This window comes from Streptococcus sp. ST16 (assembly GCF_046098135.1).
GTDB lineage: Bacteria > Bacillota > Bacilli > Lactobacillales > Streptococcaceae > Streptococcus.
Window position 1 is genome coordinate 106,004 of record NZ_JBJUSE010000001.1, and the last position, 25,280, is coordinate 131,283.

A 25,280-nucleotide genomic window follows, 5' to 3' on the forward strand; every position below is an offset into this window, starting at 1 on the left:
AATCCGAATATGAAATTAAACAAATACATTGATCATACGCTTTTAAAACAAGATGCAAGTCAAGAACAAATTGATCGTTTGCTATCTGAAGCGCGTGAGTATGACTTTGCCAGCGTTTGTGTTAATCCCACATGGGTTAAACATGCGAAAACAGGACTTGAAGGCTCAGATGTAAAGGTTTGTACAGTAGTTGGTTTCCCCTTGGGAGCGACAACTTCAGCTGTAAAAGCTTTTGAAACCAAGGAAGCCATCCAAAATGGTGCAGATGAGATTGATATGGTTATCAATGTCGGTGCTCTCAAATCAGGTAATCTTGATTTGGTTGAATCGGACATCAGTGCTGTCGTAGAAGCAAGTGGTGACAAGTTGGTTAAGGTCATTATTGAAGCTTGCTTGTTGACAGACGATGAAAAGGTTGTGGCTTGCCAATTATCCCAGAAAGCAGGTGCTGACTTTGTCAAAACATCAACTGGATTTTCAACTGGTGGTGCCACTATAGAGGATGTTAAGTTGATGCGTAAAACAGTCGGACCAGATATGGGAGTTAAGGCTGCTGGTGGCGCTCGCTCATATGCAGATGCTCTTGCCTTTGTGGAAGCAGGCGCTACTCGTATTGGAACATCAGCTGGTGTGGCAATTTTAAAAGGAGAATTAGCAGATGGCGACTACTGAGTTGATTGATTTAGCAATTGAAACCAGCAAGCAAGCCTATGTACCCTATTCTCACTTTCCTGTTGGCGCTGTTCTAGTGGCGAAAGATGGTAACGTTTATACAGGTGTTAATATTGAGAATGCTAGCTATTCTTTGACGAACTGTGGAGAGCGTACAGCGATTTTCAAAGCAGTTTCCGAAGGCCAAAGAGAGTTTTCAGAGTTGATTGTCTATGGACAGACTGAAAAACCCATCTCGCCATGTGGTGCTTGTCGCCAAGTGATGGCTGAATTTTTTGAAAAAGATCTAAAAGTGACACTTGTCGCAAAAGATAAATCGACGGTCGAGATGACGGTCGGGGAGTTACTTCCATACTCTTTTACAGACTTAAACTAGTCTGAGTCACTCTTTGAGTGACGCGGTCCTTGTGGCCAACCAATCCATACTTGCAACATCGTTGCACATCTTATTTAGGAGGTTCAGTAATGAACAAGAAACAATGGCTAGGCCTTGGTCTAGTTGCAGTGGCAGCAGTTGGACTTGCTGCATGTGGTAACCGCTCTTCTCGTAACGCAGCTTCATCTTCATCTGAAATGAAGACGAAAGCAGCGATTGTAACAGATACTGGTGGTGTTGATGATAAATCATTTAACCAATCAGCTTGGGAAGGTTTGCAAGACTGGGGTAAAGAACACAATCTTTCTAAAGATAAAGGCTTCACTTATTTCCAATCAACAAGTGAAGCAGACTATGCTAACAACTTGCAACAAGCGGCTGGAAGTTACAACCTGATCTTCGGTGTTGGTTTTGCACTTCACAATGCAGTTGAAGAGGCAGCAAAAGACCACTCTGACTTAAACTATGTCTTGATTGATGATGTGATCAAAGATCAAAAGAATGTTGCGAGCGTAACATTTGCTGATAACGAAGCAGCTTACCTTGCAGGTGTTGCAGCAGCTAAAACAACTAAAACAAAACAAGTTGGTTTTGTAGGTGGTATCGAATCTGAAGTTATTTCACGTTTCGCTGCTGGATTTAAGGCTGGTGTTGCCTCAGTAGACCCATCTATCAAAGTACAAGTTGACTATGCTGGTTCATTTGGTGATGCTGCCAAAGGTAAAACAATTGCAGCTGCTCAATACGCTGCAGGTGCAGACGTTGTCTACCAAGCAGCTGGTGGTACAGGTGCTGGTGTCTTTGCTGAAGCAAAATCTTTGAACGAAAGTAAAAATGAAGACGAAAAAGTTTGGGTTATTGGTGTAGACCGTGACCAAGCAGCGGAAGGTAAATACACTTCTAAAGATGGTAAAGAATCAAACTTTGTTCTTGTATCTACATTGAAACAAGTTGGTACAACTGTAAAAGATATTGCCAACAAAACAGAAAAAGGTGAATTCCCTGGCGGACAAGTTATTGTCTACTCATTGAAGGATAAAGGGGTTGACTTGGCAGTAACAAACCTTTCAGAAGAAGGTAAAAAAGCTGTTGAAGACGCAAAAGCTAAAATCCTTGACGGAAGCGTAAAAGTTCCTGAAAAATAATGGATAAAAGTCATTTCTTAGGAAGCGACCATCGGTCGCTTCTTTAAGAATTGAGGCAATTTTTTGTCTCAATAGAACTTGTTAACACGATTAGCAGGTTTTATTGAAACAAAATAAACCTCGGAAAGGAAAAGCATATGGCACACGAAAATGTCATTGAGATGCGGGATATTACCAAGGTGTTTGGTGAATTTGTAGCGAACGACAAGATCAACTTGCAACTGCGAAAAGGTGAAATCCATGCACTTTTAGGAGAAAATGGAGCGGGTAAATCCACTCTGATGAATATGCTGGCAGGACTTCTCGAGCCAACTAGTGGTGAAATTGCCGTGAATGGTCAAGTTGTCAAACTAGATTCACCTTCTAAAGCCGCTAGTCTTGGAATTGGGATGGTTCACCAACATTTTATGTTGGTTGAGGCTTTTACAGTAGCTGAAAATATCATTTTGGGGAGTGAAATCACTAAAAATGGTGTGCTAGATATAGCTGAAGCTACTAAAGAAATCAAGGCTCTTTCTGAACGTTATGGTTTGGCAGTGGATCCTGCTGCCAAGGTGGCAGATATTTCCGTTGGTGCTCAACAACGTGTAGAAATCTTGAAGACACTTTACCGTGGTGCTGATATCCTCATCTTTGACGAACCTACGGCAGTATTGACTCCTTCAGAGATTGATGAGTTGATGGCTATCATGAAAAACCTTGTTAAAGAAGGAAAATCCATTATTTTGATTACCCATAAACTGGATGAAATTCGTGCGGTATCCAATCGAGTGACGGTTATCCGTCGTGGGAAATCAATCCAGACGGTTGAGATTGAAGGGGCAACCAATGCAGACTTGGCAGAGATGATGGTAGGACGTTCTGTCTCCTTCAAAACGGAGAAACAGGCACCACAACCAAAAGAAGTAGTCTTGTCTATCAAAGACTTGGTTGTTAATGAAAACCGCGGTGTACCAGCTGTGAAGAATCTTTCTTTGGATGTTCGTGCTGGTGAAATTGTCGGTATTGCAGGTATTGATGGCAATGGCCAATCTGAACTCATTCAAGCCATCACGGGTCTTCGTAAGGTTGAGTCTGGTAGTATTGAATTAAAAGGCAAATCAATCGTAGGGATGCACCCTCGACAAATTACGGAACTCAGTGTGGGGCATGTTCCTGAAGACCGCCACCGTGATGGTTTGATTTTGGATATGATGATTTCAGAAAATATCGCTCTCCAAACCTACTACAAAGAACCACTCAGCAAGAATGGTATCTTAAACTATGCGAATATCACTTCACATGCCAAAAAATTAATGGAAGAATTTGACGTCCGTGCGGCGAGCGAATTTGTCCCAGCAGCAGCTCTTTCAGGGGGAAATCAACAAAAAGCGATTATCGCTCGTGAGATTGATCGTGATCCTGATCTCCTTATCGTCAGCCAACCAACTCGTGGTTTGGATGTCGGTGCCATTGAATATATCCACAAACGCTTGATTGAAGAACGTGATAACGGAAAAGCTGTGCTTGTTGTCAGCTTTGAATTGGATGAGATTTTAAATGTTTCAGACCGAATTGCTGTTATTCATGATGGGAAGATTCAAGGTATTGTGTCGCCAGAAACGACTAACAAACAAGAACTTGGTATCTTGATGGCAGGTGGAAACTTGGGAAAGGAGAAGGATGATGTCTAAAAAGTTACAACAAATTTCGGTTCCCTTGATTTCCGTATTCTTAGGAATCTTGCTCGGAGCCATTGTCATGTGGATTTTCGGCTACGATGCTATCTGGGGTTATGAGGAGTTGTTCTATACAGCTTTTGGTAGTCTCCGTGGGATTGGTGAAATTTTCCGTGCCATGGGTCCTCTTATCTTGATTGGTCTGGGGTTTGCAGTTGCCAGCCGTGCAGGTTTCTTTAACGTTGGACTTCCTGGTCAGGCACTAGCGGGTTGGATTCTTAGTGGTTGGTTTGCTTTGTCGCATCCGGACATGCCACGCCCAATGTTGATTTTAGCGACCGTAGTAATTGCTTTGATTGCAGGTGGGATTGTAGGTGCTATTCCAGGTATTCTCAGAGCTTATTTAGGTACATCAGAGGTTATCGTAACCATTATGATGAACTATATTGTTTTGTACGTAGGGAATGCCTTTATTCATTCTTTCCCGAAAGACTTTATGCAAAGTACAGACTCAACGATTCGTGTGAGTGCCAATGCCACTTATCAAACACCATGGTTATCTGAGTTAACTGGCAATTCTCGTATGAATATCGGAATCTTCTTTGCCATCATTGCTGTTGGTGTGATTTGGTTCTTGCTCAAGAAAACGACTCTCGGTTTTGAAATTCGTGCAGTTGGTCTTAATCCCCATGCCTCAGAGTACGCTGGTATTTCAGCAAAACGTACAATCATCCTATCGATGATTATCTCTGGTGCTTTGGCTGGTCTTGGTGGAGCGGTCGAAGGTCTTGGAACCTTCCAAAACGTTTACGTTCAGGGCTCGTCATTAGCTATCGGATTTAACGGGATGGCAGTTAGTTTGCTTGCTGGGAATTCACCAATTGGAATTCTCTTTGCGGCCTTCTTATTTGGTGTTCTGCAGGTAGGTGCGCCGGGTATGAACGCTGCGCAAGTTCCGTCTGAACTTGTCAGCATTGTAACAGCGTCCATTATCTTCTTTGTCAGTGTTCACTATATTATCGAACATTTTGTCAAACCAAAAAAACAAGTTAAAGGAGGTAAGTAAGGATGTCTATTACAACATTACTCACCCTCTTGGTCTCTTCTATGCTGATTTACTCAGCACCACTTATTTTTACGAGTATCGGAGGAGTTTTTTCTGAACGTGGTGGTGTAGTTAACGTCGGTCTTGAAGGAATTATGGTTATGGGGGCCTTTTCTGGAGTTGTCTTTAACCTTGAGTTTGCAGAACAACTTGGAGCAGCGACTCCTTGGATTTCCTTATTAGTTGCTGGTATCGTGGGAGCTATTTTCTCCCTCATCCATGCAGTCGCTACAGTTCATTTCCGTGCAGACCATGTTGTCAGTGGTACAGTATTGAACTTGATGGCTCCTGCCCTAGCAGTTTTCTTGATTAAAGTTCTTTATAACAAAGGGCAAACGGATAACTTAAGCCAAACTTTTGGACGTTTTGATTTCCCAGTTTTGGCTGATATCCCTGTGATTGGAGATATCTTCTTCAAGTCTACCAGTCTACTAGGTTATATCGCGATTGCCTTCTCTTTCCTTGCTTGGTTTATTCTCTTTAAGACACGCTTTGGTCTTCGCCTTCGCTCTGTCGGTGAACACCCTCAAGCAGCGGATACCTTGGGGATCAATGTCTACAAGATGCGGTATCTTGGGGTTGTTATTTCAGGTTTCCTTGGGGGAATTGGGGGAGCGATTTATGCTCAATCAATTTCTGTAAACTTCTCAGTGACAACTATTGTCGGTCCTGGATTTATCGCTCTTGCTGCGATGATCTTTGGTAAATGGAACCCAATCGGTGCTATGCTTTCTAGTCTTTTCTTTGGACTTTCACAAAGTTTGGCAGTTATCGGTTCTCAGTTGCCTTTCCTACAAGGAGTGCCAGCGGTTTACCTTCAAATCGCCCCTTATGTCTTGACCATCCTTGTCTTAGCAGCCTTCTTTGGAAAAGCAGTTGCACCAAAGGCAGACGGTATCAACTACATCAAGTCAAAATAAGCATACAAAAAAACGTCAGTTTAAACTGGCGTTTTATTTTTTAGGATTTTGATGTGTCAAGTTTAGTCCCCAAGGAACAAGATTTTCAGTTTTGTTTTTGATGCGTGTGATATTATCCTTGTGACGAATGATAATCAAGCTAGCAAGTGCTAGGATAATCAGAATGAAGAGAGGGTCATAGTTGTCTAGGATAAATCCAAATAGTGGAAATAGTAGAACTCCGATAACAGCTGCGATAGAAGCGGCAACGCTAGACAAGGAAATCATACTGCCTAGATAGAGGGTTCCAAAAAATACAATCGCTAGATAGAGACAGAAAACAGGGGCAAATCCGAAAACAACTCCAGCGCTAGTTGCGACAGCCTTGCCCCCTTTAAATCCTGCAAAGATAGGAAAGGTATGTCCAATTACAGCTAAAAGTCCAAAGACAAGAGGCGATACACCTTGTAGGTGGAAAAGGATTGGAAGGAGAGTGGCCAAGGTTCCTTTGAAAAAGTCAATCACAAAGGTTGCCATACCTGCTTTTTTACCTAAAATCCGGAAAGTGTTTGTCGTTCCTGTATTACCAGAGCCATGCTCACGTAAGTTTGTTTGAAAGAAAACTTGTCCAATCCAGAGACCAGACGGAATCGAACCTAGCAGATAAGCTAGTATTAATAATACAAATGTCATCATAGACCTATTATACCATGAAATGCTGTAGAAAGGCTGAGAATATCTTGTGAAATTGTGACAGCTGAATGGGAAAAACTTTGCAAAATACCTAGAAAACCTGTAAAATAGTAAAGATGAATGAATAGGAGGTTCCTTGTGTCAAAAAAGGAAATCAATATTAATAACTACAATGATGACGCCATTCAGGTGCTAGAAGGGTTGGATGCGGTTCGTAAACGTCCGGGTATGTACATCGGATCAACTGACGGAGCAGGGCTTCATCATCTAGTCTGGGAAATTGTGGACAATGCAGTCGATGAAGCCTTGTCAGGATTTGGTGATCGAATCGATGTGACCATCAATAAAGACGGAAGTCTAACAGTAGAGGACCATGGTCGTGGGATGCCGACTGGTATGCATGCCATGGGTATCCCAACTGTCGAGGTTATTTTTACCATTCTCCACGCCGGAGGGAAATTCGGTCAAGGAGGTTATAAGACATCTGGAGGTCTCCACGGGGTGGGGTCTTCTGTTGTTAATGCCCTTTCTAGTTGGCTAGAAGTAGAAATTACTCGTGATGGTGCTGTTTATAAGCAACGCTTTGAAAATGGTGGAAAACCTGCCACGACTTTGAAGAAAATTGGTACAGCACCCAAGTCTAAGACAGGTACCAAAGTCACCTTCATGCCTGACGCGACGATCTTTTCTACGACTGACTTTAAGTACAATACCATTTCAGAACGACTCAATGAGTCAGCCTTTCTCTTAAAAAATGTGACCTTGTCTCTGACAGACAAACGAACAGATGAAGCGATTGAATACCATTATGAAAATGGAGTTCAGGACTTTGTTTCCTACCTCAACGAAGACAAGGAAACCTTGACGCCGGTTCTGTACTTTGAAGGGGAAGACAATGGTTTCCAAGTGGAAGTAGCCCTCCAGTACAATGATGGATTTTCAGATAACATTCTATCCTTTGTCAATAACGTTCGTACCAAGGACGGTGGGACGCATGAGACAGGACTCAAGTCCGCCATTACAAAGGTCATGAACGACTATGCGCGTAAGACGGGACTTCTCAAGGAAAAAGATAAAAACCTTGAAGGTTCAGACTATCGTGAGGGACTAGCGGCCGTTCTTTCTATCCTAGTTCCGGAAGAACACCTCCAATTTGAGGGGCAGACCAAGGACAAACTAGGAAGTCCTCTGGCTCGTCCTGTTGTGGATGGCATAGTATCTGATAAGTTGACCTTCTTCCTCATGGAAAATGGGGAATTAGCTTCGAATCTCATTCGCAAAGCTATCAAGGCTCGTGACGCTCGTGAAGCAGCTCGTAAGGCGCGTGATGAGAGCCGAAATGGCAAGAAAAACAAGAAAGACAAGGGCTTGCTTTCTGGGAAATTAACGCCAGCCCAGTCTAAAAACCCTGCCAAGAATGAACTCTATCTGGTCGAGGGAGACTCTGCCGGTGGTTCGGCTAAACAAGGTCGTGACCGCAAGTTCCAGGCTATCTTGCCCCTTCGTGGTAAGGTGATTAATACAGCCAAGGCCAAGATGGCAGATATCCTCAAAAATGAAGAAATCAATACCATGATTTATACCATCGGAGCGGGTGTCGGAGCAGACTTCTCTATTGAAGATGCCAACTATGACAAGATCATTATCATGACCGATGCGGATACAGATGGTGCCCATATTCAGACCTTGCTCTTAACCTTTTTCTACCGTTACATGCGTCCCCTAGTTGAGGCAGGACATGTCTATATCGCCCTTCCGCCTCTTTACAAGATGTCCAAAGGCAAAGGCAAAAAGGAAGAAGTAGCCTACGCTTGGACGGACGGAGAGCTAGAAGAACTTCGCAAGCAGTTTGGTAAAGGCGCAACACTCCAACGATATAAAGGTCTTGGTGAGATGAATGCGGACCAACTCTGGGAAACAACCATGAATCCAGAAACCCGCACTCTTATCCGTGTTACAATCGAAGATCTAGCACGCGCTGAACGCCGTGTCAATGTCCTAATGGGAGATAAGGTCGAACCACGTCGCAAGTGGATTGAAGACAATGTCAAGTTTACGCTGGAAGAAGCGACGGTGTTTTAATATAGTATAGGAAATATTATGGCGAGACAGAATTATTTTGATATTTTGAACCGGATGGAGTTTGATCCACAGAGAGAGTTAAAAAATTTGATGAATTTACTGGAAATGGAGAGAAATTTCGAGCGTAGTTATTATAAAACAAGTTTAAATAGTGCGATTTCTGATAATTTCTTAGATTATCCTAATCGTTCAACCTTTACCAGTTATTCACAAATGATAGAATTTGTTAGATCGAATATCTATAATACAACTGAACAACTATTTGTTTTCTCTGAGTTCTTAGTCGATATTTTTTGTAATCTTGCAGAAAAATTTACAAAGAAAGAGAATGAGTTTATTCAAATTATATTTGATAATATTAAAAGGTTTTTAGAATTATCAAATCATGAATTGATTACATTGGACAATGGTAACAAAATCATTGTTGAAAAGAATGTATATGCCTCAGAAGCTTCTCAGATTGTATCTGAAACTAGTATTGAAGAAGCGATAAAGGTCTTAGAATATAATCATTTTTCAAATAAGGGAAATATTCAGCGTAAGAAAGAAATACTTATTGCTTTAGCGAACTACCTTGAACCGTTTAGAAGAGAACTAAATTATTCTGAAGAATTAAAAGATATTATGAAAGTTAACAATCAAAAGGTTATCGCGTTTGAAAAACTTTTTGAAATGTATAATAATTTTGGTTTAAGGCACAATAATTCAAATCAATATCATCTTGATTTGGCTGATGATGAATTGGAACAATGGTACGATGACATCTATACTTCGACTTTATTTGTTATTTTAAGCATGGATGAATCTAGAATTTTGTCGAAATTAAAAACTTTGAGAGAAGGATAGCTAAATCTGTTATAATTGATTAACTAATTTAACTTGAGAAATAGCATGCTGATAGACAGTAATATCAAATAAAGAACAGGTGTTAATATGAGAACTGAACCCGAAATACTTGATTTAATTTTTCAAACCGCAAAAGTGCTCCAAGTCGAGGCTGTCGCCATGTCTGGTTCACGGACAAACCCAAAAGCACCAAAAGATGAGTTTCAGGATTACGACGTGATCTATGTCGTGGACGACTTAGATAATCTGACGAGTGACCTTTCTTGGTTAGACCAGTTTGGCACTCGTATCATTGAGCAGCATAATGTCCTAGGCAACCGTCGACTTTATCTGATGCTATTTGAAGATGGAAATCGGATTGATTTGACCCTCTGTCCTACGGAGTATATTCAAGAGTGGGTGGATAGTGAAGCTGATTATACAGTTTTGCAAGATAAGAAAGGCTTGTTTGTTCCCTATTTCCCAAGTCCTCAACGTTACTGGACAAGTCTAGCTAGTGAGACGGATTTTGAAAAAGCCTGCAATGAATTTTGGTGGGTATCAGCCTACGTGGTCAAAGGGATTTGTCGTAAGCAAGTCATCTATGCCACCGACCATCTCTACGGTATTTGCCAACAAGAACTCCTGAAGATCTTGGCTTGGCAGGTCGCAGCAGATAAGGGGACGATTGATGTAGGCAAGAACTACAAGTATCTTTTCCAGTATTTACCTGCAGAGAAAGAGAAAGAATTCTCAAATCTACTTGATTTCTCAAGTTTAGATAAAATCACCCAGTCTTTGTTTGCTACGATGCAACTTTTCCACCACGAAGCTCAATCCCTTGCTCACAAGATGGGCTTTGACTACAAGAAGGACTTGGCTGAGAAGATGATTGGGTATGCTGAGGAAAGAAGATGCTTAAAGTAGTAGATTAGAATTCCATTGATAAGGATGAAGTCTTTTAGTAACATTTCGGAGGATTGTAATGCTTTTAGATTTAGGAATTACTTCATATTTGTTTGGTAAAATAGCGGATTTTTCTTGGAATCAATTTTATGATTCACTAGGTTTGCAAGAGAAGGCTGATAAAAAGAGTTTAAAAAAATTTATCGAAGATTATCGAGATTATATGATAGACCGTCATAAAGATAATCCGTATTTTGAAGAGGTTTTAAGATTTTGGGAGACAAATCATATTGTTGAAGAAATTTTGATGATTGAATATCACTTGAAAAGCAAGTTTGCGACTTATGATGATTTTAAAAACGCTTTGGAGGATCAGTATCCTCAGACTTTCAATAAAAGTCTTTCAATTAGTTTGATGGATGAGCTAGATAAAAAATTGTTTGATTTAGTTAGAGAAATGTCTCAGTTTTCTCAGTCAGATACCGCTGTTTTTGCAAATATTGTTAACACATCAAATAAAGAGTCGAATTCTGAAATAGAATCATCATTGGAAGAAATCGCAAAATTATTACATGAATTTAGTGCAAAAAATAATGTTATGTCCAACTCTCAGTTAGCATATATTCAAAAGTCAAAAATCGAAAATTTCAAATTCGTTCCTCCAGAGATATCTAAATGGACATTCACTGCAAAAAATGATTATAAATATAATTATTTTTTGTTTCAATCATTTGAATTTGAGGGGGACTTTGGTGATGATCCAACAGTGTTTTTGATTTATTCAGAGGATGATAATAAAATTGAGTTAGACACCGCTATTCATGGTTTGCAACCTGATAATTTACGAGTTCTAAAATTTAAATCAACAGAAATTGACGGTGATAAATATAAATATAATATTTCTGGAGAGTACTATTATTATTCTAATAGAGGGAATGAATATGATATTAGGCCATTCATTGTTGTTGTGTTAGGTGATGATGTCATGGGATTCGCTACTTTAACAGTGATTAATAAATCATTTAAAAAAGGCCAAAGTTTTATTTTGCCGTTTACTGGACAAAAGCAATTCGTTCCAAAAGGAAGAGTTTTAATTTGGCCAAATAAAAAGGATTTATTAAAAAAACTTCATGAACAACAGACTGGTAGAGTTTTCTATTTAGACAATTCTGTTGTAGATGAAGTAATTAAAATTAAAAAGTATTTTTTGGATTCGTTAAAAGAAGAAGTTAAGGATGCATTAAAACAAGAATATGAATAATCTATTTTTTATTATCCAAACACATCTACTTCTGTGAGATCATTCTTTTCAACTTGCATGTAAAAACCGAACACAGACTAAACGGTGTGCAAAAAAGATAAATCGTTTTTTCATTACAACCTAGTCCACTTATATAAAATTTGAAAGGAGTTGAACACGCCCTAAATGCTGTGTGAAAAAGATAAATTCTCTTGCGAGCATCGCTCACTTTAAGAATTTCCTATTTTCACTTTGCATTTTATGGGCTTAGTATCCTATGTCCAACATTCAAAACATGTCCCTTGAGGACATCATGGGAGAGCGCTTTGGTCGCTACTCCAAGTACATCATTCAAGACCGGGCTTTGCCAGATATTCGTGATGGATTGAAGCCGGTTCAGCGTCGTATTCTTTATTCGATGAATAAGGATGGCAATACCTTTGACAAGAGCTACCGTAAATCGGCCAAGTCTGTCGGTAACATCATGGGGAATTTTCACCCACACGGGGATTCTTCTATCTATGATGCTATGGTTCGTATGTCTCAGGACTGGAAAAACCGTGAGATTCTGGTTGAAATGCACGGTAATAACGGTTCTATGGACGGAGATCCACCTGCGGCGATGCGTTATACCGAGGCTCGTTTGTCTGAGATTGCAGGCTACCTTCTTCAGGATATCGAGAAAAAGACAGTTCCCTTTGCTTGGAACTTTGACGATACTGAGAAAGAGCCGACGGTTTTGCCAGCAGCCTTTCCAAACCTCTTGGTCAATGGTTCAACTGGGATTTCGGCTGGATATGCCACAGATATTCCTCCGCATAATTTGGCTGAAGTCATTGATGCGACTGTTTACATGATTGACCACCCAACAGCCAAGGTGGACAAACTCATGGAATTCTTGCCTGGACCAGACTTCCCTACAGGAGCTATCATCCAGGGGCGTGACGAGATCCAAAAGGCTTATGAAACTGGGAAAGGGCGCGTGGTCGTTCGTTCTAAAACTGAGATTGAAAAGCTAAAAGGTGGTAAGGAACAAATCGTTATCACTGAGATTCCTTATGAAATCAATAAGGCCAATCTGGTCAAGAAAATCGATGATGTTCGTGTCAATAACAAGGTGGCAGGTATTGCTGAGATTCGTGATGAGTCTGACCGTGACGGTCTTCGTATCGCTATTGAGCTCAGGAAAGACGCTAATACCGAGCTCGTTCTTAACTATCTCTTCAAATACACTGACCTACAAATCAACTACAACTTCAACATGGTGGCGATTGACAATTTCACGCCTCGTCAGGTCGGAATTGTCCCAATTTTATCTAGCTATATCGCCCACCGTCGTGAAGTGATTTTGGCTCGTTCACGCTTTGATAAGGAAAAGGCTGAGAAACGTCTCCATATCGTTGAAGGCTTGATTCGCGTGATTTCGATTTTGGACGAAGTCATTGCCCTTATCCGGGCTTCTGAGAACAAGGCTGACGCCAAGGAAAACCTTAAGGTCAGCTATGATTTTACAGAAGAGCAAGCCGAAGCTATCGTTACCTTGCAACTTTACCGTTTGACCAATACAGATGTGGTTGTCTTGCAGGAAGAAGAAGCAGAACTTCGTGAAAAAATTGCCATGCTTGCGGCGATCATCGGTGATGAACGAACTATGTACAATCTCATGAAGAAAGAGCTTCGTGAGGTCAAGAAGAAATTTGCGACACCACGTTTGAGTACTTTGGAAGATACAGCAAAAGTAATCGAGATTGATACAGCCAGCCTCATCGCAGAGGAAGATACCTATGTCAGCGTGACCAAGGCAGGTTATATCAAACGCACTAGCCCACGTTCCTTTGCAGCATCCACTCTGGAAGAAATTGGCAAACGTGATGATGATCGTTTAATCTTTGTTCAATCTGCCAAGACAACGCAACACCTCTTGATGTTCACAACTCTTGGAAATGTCATTTATCGACCAATCCATGAGTTAGCAGATATTCGCTGGAAGGACATCGGAGAGCACTTGAGTCAGACCATTACAAACTTTGAAACTAACGAAGAAATCCTTTATGTAGAAGTCGTGGATCAGTTTGATGATGCGACAACCTACTTTGCAGCTACTCGTCTCGGTCAAATCAAGCGTGTGGAACGCAAAGAATTCTCTCCATGGCGGACCTACAAGTCTAAGTCTGTCAAGTATGCTAAGCTCAAAGACGAGACAGACCAGATTATAGCGGTGGCTCCAATTAAACTGGATGATGTACTCTTGATTAGCCAAAACGGTTATGCCCTTCGTTTCAATATCGAAGAGGTTCCTGTTGTCGGTGCCAAGGCTGCGGGTGTCAAGGCTATGAACCTGAAAGCAGATGATTTGCTTCAGGCCGCCTTTATCTGTAACACCTCATCCTTCTACCTCTTGACCCAACGCGGTAGCTTAAAACGTGTTTCCATTGAGGAAATTCCAGCGACCAGCCGTGCCAAACGAGGTCTGCAAGTCTTGCGTGAGTTGAAAAACAAACCGCACCGTGTCTTTTTAGCAGGAGCAGTTGCAGAGCAAGGACTTGTAGGTGATCTCTTTAGTACAGTAGTAGAAGAAAACGACCAAACGTTACTTGTCCAATCTAACAAAGGCACAATCTATGAAAGTCGATTGCAAGATCTCAGCTTGTCAGAACGTACTAGCAATGGAAGCTTTATCTCAGATACCATTTCAGATGAAGAAGTTTTCGATGCTTACCTCAAAGAAGTCTTTAAAGAGGACAAAACAAATTCGTAAAAAGAATCAGTCCAGAGGGCTGATTCTTTTTATGTTGAAAAAATTTTCAGAAAATTACAAATAATACTTGAAATTTTACTAGAAAAGTGTAGAATAGAACACATAGCTTGAATAGTATAAAGGAGAAACACATGACAGTTGCAATTGATTGGGAAAACCTTGGATTTTCTTATATGAAATTACCTTATCGCTATATCGCTCATTACAAGAATGGTCAATGGGATCAAGGAGAATTGACAGAGGATGCAACCTTGCATATTTCAGAGTCTTCTCCAAGTCTCCACTATGGACAGCAAGCATTTGAAGGATTGAAAGCCTATCGTACGAAGGATGGTAGTGTTCAACTGTTCCGTCCTGACGAAAATGCCAAACGTCTGCAACGTACCTGCGATCGTCTCTTGATGCCTCAAGTCCCAACTGAGATGTTTGTGGAAGCCTGTAAAGCAGTTGTGCGTGCAAATGAAGCATACGTACCACCATATGGAACAGGTGGAACCCTTTATCTTCGTCCACTTTTGATTGGTGTTGGGGATGTTATCGGGGTTAAACCAGCAGAAGAGTATATTTTCACCATCTTTGCTATGCCGGTTGGTAACTATTTTAAAGGCGGCTTAGTCCCAACTAACTTCTTGATTCAGGATGAATACGACCGTGCAGCTCCAAATGGTACGGGTGCGGCCAAGGTAGGTGGTAACTATGCTGCTAGTCTCTTGCCAGGAAAAATAGCCAAGTCACGCCAATTTTCAGATGTTATCTACCTAGACCCATCTACACATACAAAGATTGAAGAAGTCGGATCAGCCAACTTCTTTGGAATCACGGCTGACAATGAATTTGTTACACCACTTAGTCCATCAATCTTGCCATCTATTACCAAGTACTCCTTGCTTTACTTGGCTGAACACCGCTTGGGCTTGACACCGATTGAAGGTGATGTCCCAATCGATAATTTGGATCGTTTTGTAGAGGCAGGAGCTTGTGGTACAGCAGCGGTTATTTCACCAATTGGGGGGATCCAACATGGCGATGATTTCCATGTTTTCTATAGTGAAACAGAAGTAGGTCCTGTTACACGTAAACTCTACGATGAATTGACTGGTATCCAATTTGGTGATGTGGAAGCACCAGAGGGATGGATTGTCAAAGTGGACTAAAAGACACGAAGTAAAGAAGAACTCCATAGCAGTTGTAATGGCTGAAATGGAGTTTTTTCTTGCTAGTTTGAGTATTTTCTTGTACAATAGAAAAAGTGAAAAGAGGTACAGTATGAGTAAAAAAGATAAGAAAATTGAAATTCAATTAACAGATGCTAAAGTGACTGTTGGAAAAGACAATTATGAAGGCTACGTTTTGACAATCGGGAAAAAGGTCATTGGCGAAATTGCCGAATTAGATAACCAATTTGCCATCATAAAGAATGGAAATGTCGATAGTTTTTATAAAAAACTTGAAAAAGCTGTGGAAATTTTGATTGAAAACTATAATTTGACAAAATAATACTTGTTTTATTGAAATTTTCATGATATAATAGTTCTCGTTAAACATTGGAGAGATAGCGAAGAGGCTAAACGCGGCGGACTGTAAATCCGCTCCTTCGGGTTCGGGGGTTCGAATCCCTCTCTCTCCATTTATCAATGGGGTATAGCCAAGCGGTAAGGCAAGGGACTTTGACTCCCTCATGCGTTGGTTCGAATCCAGCTACCCCAGTTCTTAGGTAATAAGTTCAAGATAAAAAGAAAAATATCTTAGGGTATTTTATTTTTATAATTGATAGACGTGAACGATATGAACATGTCCTTGCGGGTGCTTAGGAAAAAAATTATAAGTATGTCAAGTTTGGAAAGACTTGATTGTTGGAGGATTTTTTAGATGAACGAATTTGAAGATTTGCTAAATAGCGTTAGCCAAGTTGAGCCTGGTGATGTTGTTAGTGCTGAAGTATTGACAGTTGATGCGACTCAAGCTAACGTTGCAATCTCTGGGACTGGTGTTGAAGGTGTCTTGACTCTTCGCGAATTGACAAACGATCGCGATGCAGATATCAATGACTTTGTGAAAGTAGGAGAAGTATTGGATGTTCTTGTACTTCGTCAAGTAGTTGGTAAAGATACTGATACAGTTACATACCTTGTATCTAAAAAACGTCTTGAAGCTCGCAAAGCATGGGACAAACTTGTAGGACGCGAAGAAGAAGTTGTTACTGTTAAAGGAACTCGTGCCGTTAAAGGTGGACTTTCAGTAGAATTTGAAGGTGTTCGTGGATTTATCCCAGCTTCAATGTTGGATACTCGTTTCGTACGTAATACTGAGCGTTTCGTAGGTCAAGAATTTGATGCTAAAATCAAAGAAGTTGATCCTAAAGAAAACCGCTTCATCCTTTCACGTCGTGAAGTTGTTGAAGCAGCTACTGCAGCAGCTCGTGCTGAAGTATTCAGTAAATTGGCTGTTGGTGATGTCGTAACTGGTAAAGTTGCTCGTATCACTAGCTTCGGTGCTTTCATCGATCTCGGTGGTGTTGACGGATTGGTTCACTTGACTGAATTGTCACACGAACGTAACGTGTCACCTAAATCAGTTGTAACTGTTGGTGAAGAAATCGAAGTTAAAGTCCTTGATCTTAATGAAGAAGAAGGACGCGTATCCCTTTCACTTAAAGCAACAACACCTGGACCATGGGATGGCGTTGAGCAAAAATTGGCTAAAGGTGATGTAGTAGAAGGAACAGTTAAACGTTTGACTGACTTCGGTGCATTTGTTGAAGTATTGCCAGGTATCGATGGACTTGTTCACGTATCACAAATTTCACACAAACGTATCGAAAATCCAAAAGAAGCTCTTACTGTTGGTCAAGAAGTTACTGTTAAAGTCCTTGATGTTAACGCTGACGCAGAACGTGTATCACTTTCTATCAAAGCTCTTGAAGAACGTCCAGCTCAAGAAGAAGGACAAAAAGAAGAAAAACGTGCTGCTCGTCCACGTCGTCCAAAACGTCAAGAAAAACGTGATTTCGAACTTCCAGAAACACAAACAGGATTCTCAATGGCTGACTTGTTCGGTGATATCGAACTTTAATCAAATTGATAATCGCAAAATCCTTTGTTTAAAACAAGGGATTTTTCTTTTGTCTCTTTCCCATTTTTGATATAATAGTTCTATGTTAGATTCAGAAAAACAATCACAATATCAATTGTTAAATGAGGAACTCTCTTATTTACTTGAAGGTGAGAGCAATGTTCTTGCCAATCTTTCGAATGCTAGTGCCCTCCTAAAATCTCGCTTTCCAAATACTGTATTTGCAGGGTTTTATCTGTTTGATGGTAGCGAGTTGGTTTTAGGGCCTTTTCAGGGGGGTGTTTCTTGTATTCGCATTCCGCTTGGAAAAGGCGTATGTGGAGAAGCTGCTGAGTTTCAAGAGACTGTTTTAGTTGGCGATGTGAGCACCTATCCAAACTACATTTCTTGTGATAGTATGGCCAAGAGTGAAATTGTAGTCCCTATGCTCAAGAATGGTCGATTGTTAGGTGTCTTAGACTTGGATTCTTCACTTATTGATGATTACAATGCTATTGATCGTGATTACTTGGAACAATTTGTCGCTATTTTGCTTGAGAAGACAGAATGGGACTTTACAATGTTTGAGGAGAAAGCCTAATGTATCAAGCACTTTATCGAAAATATAGAAGCCAAACTTTTTCACAACTGGTAGGTCAAGGGGTTGTGGCTAAAACCCTAAAACAAGCGGTCGAGCAGGAAAAGATTAGTCATGCCTATCTCTTCTCAGGCCCTCGTGGAACTGGGAAAACTAGCGTAGCCAAGATTTTTGCCAAGGCCATGAACTGCCCAAATCAAGTGGATGGAGAACCATGTAATCACTGCTATATCTGTCAGGCAGTGACAGAAGGTAGCCTAGAAGATGTTATCGAAATGGATGCAGCTTCGAATAACGGAGTCGATGAAATCCGTGAAATTCGTGACAAATCTACCTATGCACCTAGCTTAGCACGTTACAAGGTCTATATTATTGACGAGGTCCATATGCTGTCTACGGGAGCCTTCAATGCGCTTTTGAAGACTCTTGAGGAGCCAACTCAGAATGTTGTCTTTATCTTGGCGACCACTGAATTGCATAAGATTCCTGCAACCATTTTATCGCGTGTTCAACGTTTTGAGTTCAAATCGATTAAAACTCAAGATATCAAGGAGCATATTTATCATATTCTAGAAAAAGAAAATATCAGTTCTGAACCGGAGGCTGTGGAAATCATTGCCAGACGAGCTGAAGGTGGAATGAGGGATGCCTTGTCCATTCTGGATCAAGCTTTGAGTTTAACACAGGGAAACGAGCTCACGACTGCTATCTCTGAGGAGATTACAGGCACCATTAGTTTATCAGCACTAGATGACTATGTAGCTGCCTTGTCTCAGCAGGATGTTCCAAAAGCGCTTGATTCTCTGAATCTTTTATTTGAGAATGGCAAGAGCATGACTCGTTTTGTGACGGATCTCTTGCAGTATTTGCGTGATTTACTGGTCGTCCAGACGGGTGGCGAAAATACTCATCATAGTCCAGTTTTCATGGACAATCTAGCTTTATCTCAGGAAAGCCTCTTTGAAATGATTCAAATAGCGACTGTGAGCTTGGCGGATATGAAAGCTAGCCTGCAACCTAAGATTTATGCTGAGATGATGACCATTCGTTTAGCTGAAATTAAGCCTGAACCAGTGCTTTCAGAAGCTGTCGAAGGTGAAATAGCTGCACTGAGACAGGAAGTCGCTCGTCTCAAACAAGAACTTGCCAATGTTGAAACGGCTCCTAAACAAGTGGTGCCAGTTCCTAGCCGTCCAGCCACTTCCAAGACAGTCTATCGAGTGGATCGCAACAAAGTTCAGACTATCCTGCAAGAAGCTGTCGAAAATCCTGATTTGGCACGGCAAAACTTGATTCGCCTCCAAAATGCATGGGGAGAAGTGATTGAAAGCTTAGCTGGTCCGGATAAGGCTCTGCTCGTTGGTTCTCAACCAGTTGCGGCAAACGAACATCATGCTATTTTAGCCTTTGAGTCTAATTTCAATGCAGGGCAAACCATGAAACGGGACAATCTCAATACCATGTTTGGCAACATCCTCAGTCAGGCAGCAGGTTTTTCACCTGAAATCTTGGCGATTTCCTTAGAGGAATGGAAAGAGGTTCGAGCGGCCTTTTCAGCTAAAGCTAAATCTTCTCAAGTTGAAAAAGAAGCAGAAGAAAGTCTGATTCCAGAAGGATTTGAATTTTTGGCTGATAAAGTGAAGGTAGAGGAAGACTAAAGAAAGATTTCATGATACAATAAGTTTATGAATAGACAACAATTTATTATGATAGCGTTATTTACGGCTGCTGAGACTTATTTTTTCAATGAGGCCTGGATGACTGGTCGCTATATTATGGCAGCCTTTTGGGCCATTCTACTCTTTCGAAATTTTAGGTTAAGTTACGTGATGGGAAAAATTGTAAACACCATTGATCAGCACCTAAACCGCAAGGACTAGCTCCCAGCTTCTAGACAAAATCAAAGCCTTTTAGGCTTTTTTTTGTTATACTAGTAGAGTATATTTATGGACCTTTTCTTGTGTTTTTTAGAGAAATGTAAGTGATTTCTCTAATGATAAAGGAAGTAGGCCAGAAAAAGAAAGGAATTATCATGTCAGTATTAGAGATCAAAGATCTTCACGTTGAGATTGAAGGAAAAGAAATTTTGAAAGGAGTCAATCTGACTCTGAAAACAGGAGAAATCGCAGCTATCATGGGACCAAATGGTACTGGTAAATCGACTCTTTCAGCCGCTATTATGGGAAATCCAAACTATGAAGTTACCAAAGGTGAAGTCTTGTTTGATGGCGTAAATATCCTTGAGTTGGAAGTGGACGAACGCGCGCGTATGGGACTTTTCCTTGCTATGCAATACCCATCTGAAATTCCAGGAATTACCAACGCTGAGTTTCTTCGTGCAGCCATGAATGCTGGTAAAGAAGACGATGAAAAGATTTCAGTTCGTGAGTTCATCACTAAATTAGACGAGAAGATGGAATTGCTCAACATGAAAGAAGAAATGGCAGAGCGTTACCTCAACGAAGGTTTCTCTGGTGGTGAGAAAAAACGTAATGAAATTCTTCAACTCTTGATGTTGGAACCAACTTTTGCCCTTTTGGATGAGATTGATTCAGGTCTTGATATTGACGCCCTTAAAGTTGTATCTAAAGGTGTTAATGCTATGCGTGGTGAAGGCTTTGGTGCCATGATCATCACTCACTACCAACGTCTCTTGAACTACATCACACCTGACGTGGTACATGTGATGATGGAAGGTCGTGTTGTCCTTTCTGGCGGTCCAGAATTGGCTGCCCGTTTGGAACGTGAAGGATACGCTAAACTAGCTGAAGAACTTGGCTATGACTACAAGGAAGAATTGTAATTCCCTCGTATCTTTTAGGAGAAGTAAATGACTAAAGAAACTATTAAACTTTTTTCAGAAATGCACGCTGAACCAAGCTGGTTGTCCGACCTCCGTCAAAAAGCTTTTGATAAGATTGAGAGTTTGGAATTACCAGTTATTGAGCGTGTCAAATTTCACCGTTGGAATCTGGGGGATGGAATCATCATAGAAAGTGAGCCTTCAGCAAATGTTCCAGATTTCACTGCACTAGATAATCACTTGAAATTGGTACAAGTTGGAACGCAAACTGTTTTTGAACAAACACCAGTTGAATTGGCTGAACAGGGTGTTATCTTCACAGACTTCCATTCAGCTTTAGAAGAAATTCCAGAGCTTATTGAGGAATTCTTCATGTCATCTGTTAAGTATGATGACGACAAGTTGGCAGCCTACCATACAGCTTACTTTAACAGTGGTGCTGTTCTCTACATCCCTGATAATGTTGAGATTAAAGAGCCAATCGAAGGGATTTTCTACCAAGATAGCGACAGCGATGTGCCATTTAACAAGCATATCCTTATCATTGCTGGTAAAAACTCTAAAATAAGCTATCTTGAACGTCTAGAGTCACGAGGTGGAGGCAGTGCAAAAGCAACTGCCAATATCACAGTTGAAGTGATTGCTCGTTCTGGTGCGCAAGTGAAATTTGCAGCGATTGACCGTCTAGGTGAAAATGTCACTGCCTACATTAGCCGTCGTGGTAAACTAGGCAACGATTCAAGCATTGACTGGGCAATCGGTGTCATGAACGAAGGAAATGTTGTTGCTGACTTTGATAGCGACTTGATTGGGAATGGTAGCCATGCTGACCTTAAAGCCGTAGCTCTTTCAAGTGGTCGTCAGGTACAAGGGATTGATACGCGAGTGACTAACTACGGATGCAATTCTATCGGAAATATCCTCCAACATGGGGTTATCCTTGAAAAAGCAACCTTGACCTTCAATGGTATCGGTCACATCATCAAGGGCGCTAAGGGAGCGGATGCGCAACAAGAAAGCCGTGTTCTTATGCTTTCAGACCAGGCTCGTTCAGATGCCAATCCAATTCTTTTGATTGATGAAAATGACGTTACTGCTGGACACGCAGCTTCTATCGGTCAGGTAGATCCAGAAGACATGTACTACCTCATGAGCCGTGGCTTGGACAAAGCAACAGCAGAACGCTTGGTTGTTCGAGGTTTCCTTGGATCTGTTATCGTTGAGATTCCAGTCAAGGAAGTTCGTGATGAAATGATTGCAACTATCGAAGAAAAATTGTCAAAACGCTAAGGGGAAGCCTATGTTAGATGTAGAAGCGATTCGCAAGGATTTTCCAATTTTGGACCAGATTGTCAACGATGAACCTCTAGTCTATCTGGACAATGCTGCGACGACACAAAAACCACTAGCAGTTCTTGAAACGATTAACCGCTACTATGAGAAAGACAATGCCAACGTTCACCGTGGTGTTCATACCTTGGCTGAGCGAGCAACAGCTTCTTATGAAGCTGCTCGTGAAACTATTCGTAAGTTTATCAATGCAGGCTCTACAAAGGAAGTTCTCTTTACCAGAGGAACGACAACCAGTCTTAACTGGGTGGCACGCTTTGCTGAGGAAATTTTGACTGAGGGAGAACAGGTCTTAATTTCCGTCATGGAACACCATTCTAATATTATTCCTTGGCAGGAAGCCTGCCGTAAGACTGGGGCAGAGCTTGTCTATGTTTATCTCAAGGACGGAGCTCTGGATATGGATGACTTGCGCGCTAAATTGACGGACAAGGTCAAGTTTGTTTCGCTAGCTCATGCCTCAAATGTTCTTAGTGTGGTCAATCCTATCAAAGAAATCACCCAATTAGCCCACCAAGTTGGAGCTATCATGGTGGTGGATGGTGCTCAATCTACGCCTCATATGAAGATTGATGTCCAGGACTTGGATGTGGACTTCTTTGCCTTTTCAGGGCACAAGATGGCTGGTCCGACTGGTATCGGTGTTCTGTACGGAAAAGAGAAGTATTTAGAACAAATGTCACCCCTTGAATTTGGTGGAGAGATGATTGATTTCGTCTACGAGCAATCTGCTAGTTGGAAGGAATTGCCTTGGAAATTTGAGGCTGGAACTCCTAACATGGCGGGTGCAATCGGACTTGCTGCTGCAGTTGATTATCTAGAAAAGATTGGCATGGATGCCATTGAAGCTCATGAACAGGAATTAATCTCATACGTCTTTCCAAAACTGCAGGCAATTGAGGGATTGACCATTTACGGTTCTCAGGACTTGTCTCAACGTTCAGGTGTTATTGCCTTTAACCTAGGGGATCTTCATCCTCACGACCTTGCGACGGCTCTGGATTATGAAGGAGTGGCTGTTCGTGCAGGTCACCACTGTGCGCAACCCTTGCTTCAGTATTTGGAAGTTCCAGCAACAGCTCGTGCAAGTTTTTATATCTACAACACCAAGGCAGATTGCGATAAGCTAGTCGAAGCCTTACAAAAGACAAAGGAGTTTTTCAATGGCACTTTCTAAACTAGATAGCCTTTATATGGCAGTGGTAGCAGACCATTCGAAAAATCCCCATCACCAAGGGAAGTTGGATGATGCTGAGCAAATCAGTCTCAATAATCCAACCTGTGGGGATGTCATCAACCTCTCTGTCAAGTTTGACGCAGAGGACCGTTTGGAAGATATTGCTTTTCTAAACTCGGGTTGTACTATCTCAACTGCCTCTGCTAGCATGATGACAGATGCAGTTTTAGGGAAGACCAAGCAAGAAATTCTAGACCTTGCAACCATCTTTTCTGAAATGGTTCAAGGTCAAAAGGATGACCGTCAAGACCAACTTGGAGACGCGGCTTTCTTATCAGGTGTTGCCAAATTCCCTCAAAGAATAAAGTGTGCAACCTTAGCTTGGAATGCTCTCAAAAAAACAATTGAAAATCAAGAAGATAAATAAGAAACTTAGAAATATATAATGAAAGAAAGGATATTATGGCTGAAGAAAGAGTAGAACCAAAACCAATTGACCTTGGTGAATATAAATTTGGTTTCCATGATGATGTAGAGCCTGTCCTATCGACAGGAAAAGGACTCAACGAAGGTGTTATTCGTGAATTATCTGCTGCCAAGGGTGAGCCAGAGTGGATGTTGGAATTCCGTTTGAAGTCTTATGAAACCTTCAAGAAAATGCCCATGCAAACTTGGGGAGCGGACTTGTCAGAGATTGACTTTGATGACTTAATCTACTACCAAAAACCATCTGATAAACCTGCCCGTTCTTGGGATGATGTACCTGAAAAGATCAAAGAAACCTTTGAACGTATCGGTATTCCAGAAGCTGAACGTGCCTATCTAGCAGGAGCCTCTGCTCAGTACGAGTCTGAAGTGGTTTACCATAACATGAAAGAAGAATTCGAGAAGTTGGGCATTATCTTTACAGATACAGATTCTGCCCTCAAAGAATACCCAGACTTGTTTAAACAGTACTTTGCGAAGTTGGTTCCGCCGACAGACAACAAGTTGGCAGCCCTCAACTCGGCAGTGTGGTCTGGTGGAACCTTTATCTACGTACCAAAAGGGGTCAAGGTAGATATTCCGCTTCAAACTTACTTCCGTATCAACAACGAAAATACAGGTCAGTTTGAACGTACCTTGATTATCGTTGATGAGGGAGCAAGTGTCCACTACGTAGAAGGATGTACAGCACCAACATATTCAAGTAACAGCTTGCATGCTGCCATTGTAGAAATTTTTGCTTTGGACGGAGCTTATATGCGTTATACAACTATCCAAAACTGGTCTGATAACGTCTATAACTTGGTTACAAAACGTGCCAAAGCTTTGAAAGATGCGACTGTTGAGTGGATCGATGGAAACTTGGGTGCCAAAACAACCATGAAATATCCATCTGTTTACCTAGATGGAGAAGGAGCGCGTGGTACCATGCTTTCGATCGCCTTTGCCAATGCTGGGCAACACCAAGACACAGGGGCTAAGATGATCCACAACGCTCCACACACAAGCTCGTCTATCGTTTCTAAATCCATCGCTAAAGGTGGAGGAAAGGTAGACTACCGTGGACAAGTAACCTTTAACAAGAACTCTAAGAAATCTGTTTCTCACATCGAGTGTGATACCATTATCATGGATGACTTATCAGCGTCAGATACCATTCCATTTAATGAAATCCACAACTCGCAAGTTGCATTGGAACACGAAGCCAAAGTATCTAAGATTTCAGAAGAACAACTCTATTACCTCATGAGCCGTGGTTTGTCAGAATCTGAGGCGACCGAGATGATTGTCATGGGATTTGTAGAGCCCTTCACAAAAGAACTTCCAATGGAATACGCAGTTGAGCTTAACCGCTTGATTAGCTATGAAATGGAAGGTTCAGTCGGATAAGAATATGCAAAATCTGAACAGGAATCCTTTCTGTTCAGAATTTTTTTCAAAAAAGAACCTAATAAAT

General features: G+C 41.3%; 23 protein-coding genes and 2 tRNA genes. 24 read left to right on the top strand and 1 reads right to left on the bottom strand.

Annotation, left to right across the window (positions count from 1 at the left end):
• Positions 1–9 precede the first annotated feature (9 nt).
• From deoC to ACIY14_RS00575, 6 genes are all read left to right on the top strand, one after another.
• Entirely contained in the window at positions 10–672 is a 663-nt protein-coding gene (gene deoC / locus ACIY14_RS00550; protein ID WP_409001160.1) for a deoxyribose-phosphate aldolase, read from the top strand.
• Positions 659–1,048: a cytidine deaminase gene (locus tag ACIY14_RS00555; protein ID WP_409001161.1), complete on the top strand. Its 390-nt coding sequence runs from the start codon at positions 659–661 to the stop codon at positions 1,046–1,048. Before deoC ends, ACIY14_RS00555 begins: the two co-directional genes overlap by 14 nt.
• Before the next feature lie 89 nt (positions 1,049–1,137).
• Positions 1,138–2,193: a BMP family protein gene (locus tag ACIY14_RS00560; RefSeq protein ID WP_409001162.1), complete on the top strand. Its 1,056-nt coding sequence runs from the start codon at positions 1,138–1,140 to the stop codon at positions 2,191–2,193.
• A 137-nt stretch (positions 2,194–2,330) separates the two neighbouring features.
• Complete coding sequence (locus ACIY14_RS00565) at positions 2,331–3,866, top strand: ABC transporter ATP-binding protein (protein ID WP_409001163.1); 1,536 nt, start codon at positions 2,331–2,333, stop codon at positions 3,864–3,866.
• Positions 3,859–4,917, top strand: a complete 1,059-nt coding sequence (locus ACIY14_RS00570) for an ABC transporter permease (protein ID WP_000038645.1) — start codon at positions 3,859–3,861, stop codon at positions 4,915–4,917. Before ACIY14_RS00565 ends, ACIY14_RS00570 begins: the two co-directional genes overlap by 8 nt.
• 2 nt (positions 4,918–4,919) lie before the next feature.
• Positions 4,920–5,876, top strand: coding sequence for an ABC transporter permease (locus ACIY14_RS00575; RefSeq protein ID WP_409001164.1), 957 nt, complete (start codon positions 4,920–4,922; stop codon positions 5,874–5,876).
• 33 nt (positions 5,877–5,909) lie between these two features.
• Here the strand turns inward: ACIY14_RS00575 and plsY are convergent, their stop codons facing one another.
• On the bottom strand, positions 5,910–6,551 hold the full coding sequence (plsY, locus tag ACIY14_RS00580; protein ID WP_409001165.1) for a glycerol-3-phosphate 1-O-acyltransferase PlsY: 642 nt from the start codon (positions 6,549–6,551) through the stop codon (positions 5,910–5,912).
• Between the two features lie 135 nt (positions 6,552–6,686).
• Here plsY and parE point away from each other — a divergent pair, with 135 nt between their 5' ends.
• From parE to sufB, 18 genes are all read left to right on the top strand, one after another.
• Positions 6,687–8,630: a DNA topoisomerase IV subunit B gene (parE, locus tag ACIY14_RS00585; protein WP_409001166.1), complete on the top strand. Its 1,944-nt coding sequence runs from the start codon at positions 6,687–6,689 to the stop codon at positions 8,628–8,630.
• A gap of 18 nt (positions 8,631–8,648) precedes the next feature.
• Positions 8,649–9,476 carry a hypothetical protein gene (locus tag ACIY14_RS00590; RefSeq protein WP_409001167.1) on the top strand — a complete coding sequence of 276 codons (828 nt, stop codon included), beginning with the start codon at positions 8,649–8,651 and terminating at the stop codon, positions 9,474–9,476.
• A gap of 87 nt (positions 9,477–9,563) precedes the next feature.
• On the top strand, positions 9,564–10,382 hold the full coding sequence (locus ACIY14_RS00595) for an aminoglycoside 6-adenylyltransferase (RefSeq protein WP_409001168.1): 819 nt from the start codon (positions 9,564–9,566) through the stop codon (positions 10,380–10,382).
• 58 nt (positions 10,383–10,440) lie between these two features.
• The gene (locus ACIY14_RS00600) at positions 10,441–11,622 is read left to right on the top strand and encodes a hypothetical protein (protein ID WP_409001169.1); all 1,182 of its coding nucleotides are present in this window, start codon (positions 10,441–10,443) and stop codon (positions 11,620–11,622) included.
• A gap of 256 nt (positions 11,623–11,878) precedes the next feature.
• Entirely contained in the window at positions 11,879–14,359 is a 2,481-nt protein-coding gene (gene parC, locus ACIY14_RS00605; RefSeq protein WP_409001170.1) for a DNA topoisomerase IV subunit A, read from the top strand.
• A gap of 116 nt (positions 14,360–14,475) precedes the next feature.
• On the top strand, positions 14,476–15,513 hold the full coding sequence (locus ACIY14_RS00610) for a branched-chain amino acid aminotransferase (protein WP_409001283.1): 1,038 nt from the start codon (positions 14,476–14,478) through the stop codon (positions 15,511–15,513).
• A gap of 112 nt (positions 15,514–15,625) precedes the next feature.
• Positions 15,626–15,856 (top strand): DUF2969 domain-containing protein, encoded by a 231-nt coding sequence (locus ACIY14_RS00615; protein WP_409001171.1) that lies wholly within the window; start codon positions 15,626–15,628, stop codon positions 15,854–15,856.
• Positions 15,857–15,905: 49 nt separating this feature from the next.
• Positions 15,906–15,986, top strand: a tRNA-Tyr gene (locus tag ACIY14_RS00620).
• Between the two features lie 8 nt (positions 15,987–15,994).
• Positions 15,995–16,066 (top strand) — tRNA-Gln (locus ACIY14_RS00625).
• Between the two features lie 162 nt (positions 16,067–16,228).
• Positions 16,229–17,431 (top strand): 30S ribosomal protein S1, encoded by a 1,203-nt coding sequence (gene rpsA, locus ACIY14_RS00630; protein ID WP_001001620.1) that lies wholly within the window; start codon positions 16,229–16,231, stop codon positions 17,429–17,431.
• 82 nt (positions 17,432–17,513) lie between these two features.
• On the top strand, positions 17,514–18,011 hold the full coding sequence (locus ACIY14_RS00635) for a GAF domain-containing protein (protein ID WP_000887141.1): 498 nt from the start codon (positions 17,514–17,516) through the stop codon (positions 18,009–18,011).
• Positions 18,011–19,666: a DNA polymerase III subunit gamma/tau gene (dnaX, locus tag ACIY14_RS00640; protein ID WP_409001172.1), complete on the top strand. Its 1,656-nt coding sequence runs from the start codon at positions 18,011–18,013 to the stop codon at positions 19,664–19,666. Before ACIY14_RS00635 ends, dnaX begins: the two co-directional genes overlap by 1 nt.
• Before the next feature lie 27 nt (positions 19,667–19,693).
• A complete protein-coding gene (locus ACIY14_RS00645) occupies positions 19,694–19,888 on the top strand; it encodes a DUF3272 family protein (RefSeq protein WP_001081612.1) in 195 nt (64 codons plus the stop codon).
• Positions 19,889–20,040: 152 nt separating this feature from the next.
• Positions 20,041–20,811 (top strand): Fe-S cluster assembly ATPase SufC, encoded by a 771-nt coding sequence (gene sufC / locus ACIY14_RS00650; protein ID WP_000114489.1) that lies wholly within the window; start codon positions 20,041–20,043, stop codon positions 20,809–20,811.
• 27 nt (positions 20,812–20,838) lie between these two features.
• Positions 20,839–22,101: a Fe-S cluster assembly protein SufD gene (gene sufD, locus ACIY14_RS00655; RefSeq protein ID WP_409001173.1), complete on the top strand. Its 1,263-nt coding sequence runs from the start codon at positions 20,839–20,841 to the stop codon at positions 22,099–22,101.
• Positions 22,102–22,111: 10 nt separating this feature from the next.
• The gene (locus tag ACIY14_RS00660) at positions 22,112–23,338 is read left to right on the top strand and encodes a cysteine desulfurase (protein WP_409001174.1); all 1,227 of its coding nucleotides are present in this window, start codon (positions 22,112–22,114) and stop codon (positions 23,336–23,338) included.
• Positions 23,325–23,765 carry a Fe-S cluster assembly sulfur transfer protein SufU gene (sufU, locus tag ACIY14_RS00665; protein ID WP_409001175.1) on the top strand — a complete coding sequence of 147 codons (441 nt, stop codon included), beginning with the start codon at positions 23,325–23,327 and terminating at the stop codon, positions 23,763–23,765. The genes ACIY14_RS00660 and sufU overlap by 14 nt, the downstream gene beginning before the upstream one ends.
• Positions 23,766–23,800: 35 nt before the next feature.
• Positions 23,801–25,213, top strand: a complete 1,413-nt coding sequence (sufB, locus tag ACIY14_RS00670) for a Fe-S cluster assembly protein SufB (protein WP_000797062.1) — start codon at positions 23,801–23,803, stop codon at positions 25,211–25,213.
• Positions 25,214–25,280: the final 67 nt, after the last annotated feature.

Bases quoted from the DNA above. Each gene is read 5' to 3' on its own strand.
- deoC (WP_409001160.1), top strand. From the start codon at position 10: ATGAAATTAAACAAATACATTGATCATACGCTTTTAAAACAAGATGCA.
- rpsA (WP_001001620.1), top strand. From the start codon at position 16,229: ATGAACGAATTTGAAGATTTGCTAAATAGCGTTAGCCAAGTTGAGCCT.
- ACIY14_RS00555 (WP_409001161.1), top strand. From the start codon at position 659: ATGGCGACTACTGAGTTGATTGATTTAGCAATTGAAACCAGCAAGCAA.
- ACIY14_RS00560 (WP_409001162.1), top strand. From the start codon at position 1,138: ATGAACAAGAAACAATGGCTAGGCCTTGGTCTAGTTGCAGTGGCAGCA.
- ACIY14_RS00600 (WP_409001169.1), top strand. From the start codon at position 10,441: ATGCTTTTAGATTTAGGAATTACTTCATATTTGTTTGGTAAAATAGCG.
- parC (WP_409001170.1), top strand. From the start codon at position 11,879: ATGTCCAACATTCAAAACATGTCCCTTGAGGACATCATGGGAGAGCGC.
- ACIY14_RS00615 (WP_409001171.1), top strand. From the start codon at position 15,626: ATGAGTAAAAAAGATAAGAAAATTGAAATTCAATTAACAGATGCTAAA.
- dnaX (WP_409001172.1), top strand. From the start codon at position 18,011: ATGTATCAAGCACTTTATCGAAAATATAGAAGCCAAACTTTTTCACAA.
- sufU (WP_409001175.1), top strand. From the start codon at position 23,325: ATGGCACTTTCTAAACTAGATAGCCTTTATATGGCAGTGGTAGCAGAC.
- sufB (WP_000797062.1), top strand. From the start codon at position 23,801: ATGGCTGAAGAAAGAGTAGAACCAAAACCAATTGACCTTGGTGAATAT.
- sufD (WP_409001173.1), top strand. From the start codon at position 20,839: ATGACTAAAGAAACTATTAAACTTTTTTCAGAAATGCACGCTGAACCA.
- ACIY14_RS00595 (WP_409001168.1), top strand. From the start codon at position 9,564: ATGAGAACTGAACCCGAAATACTTGATTTAATTTTTCAAACCGCAAAA.
- ACIY14_RS00575 (WP_409001164.1), top strand. From the start codon at position 4,920: ATGTCTATTACAACATTACTCACCCTCTTGGTCTCTTCTATGCTGATT.
- ACIY14_RS00570 (WP_000038645.1), top strand. From the start codon at position 3,859: ATGTCTAAAAAGTTACAACAAATTTCGGTTCCCTTGATTTCCGTATTC.
- ACIY14_RS00645 (WP_001081612.1), top strand. From the start codon at position 19,694: ATGAATAGACAACAATTTATTATGATAGCGTTATTTACGGCTGCTGAG.
- sufC (WP_000114489.1), top strand. From the start codon at position 20,041: ATGTCAGTATTAGAGATCAAAGATCTTCACGTTGAGATTGAAGGAAAA.
- ACIY14_RS00565 (WP_409001163.1), top strand. From the start codon at position 2,331: ATGGCACACGAAAATGTCATTGAGATGCGGGATATTACCAAGGTGTTT.
- ACIY14_RS00635 (WP_000887141.1), top strand. From the start codon at position 17,514: ATGTTAGATTCAGAAAAACAATCACAATATCAATTGTTAAATGAGGAA.
- ACIY14_RS00590 (WP_409001167.1), top strand. From the start codon at position 8,649: ATGGCGAGACAGAATTATTTTGATATTTTGAACCGGATGGAGTTTGAT.
- plsY (WP_409001165.1), bottom strand. From the start codon at position 6,551: ATGATGACATTTGTATTATTAATACTAGCTTATCTGCTAGGTTCGATT.
- ACIY14_RS00660 (WP_409001174.1), top strand. From the start codon at position 22,112: ATGTTAGATGTAGAAGCGATTCGCAAGGATTTTCCAATTTTGGACCAG.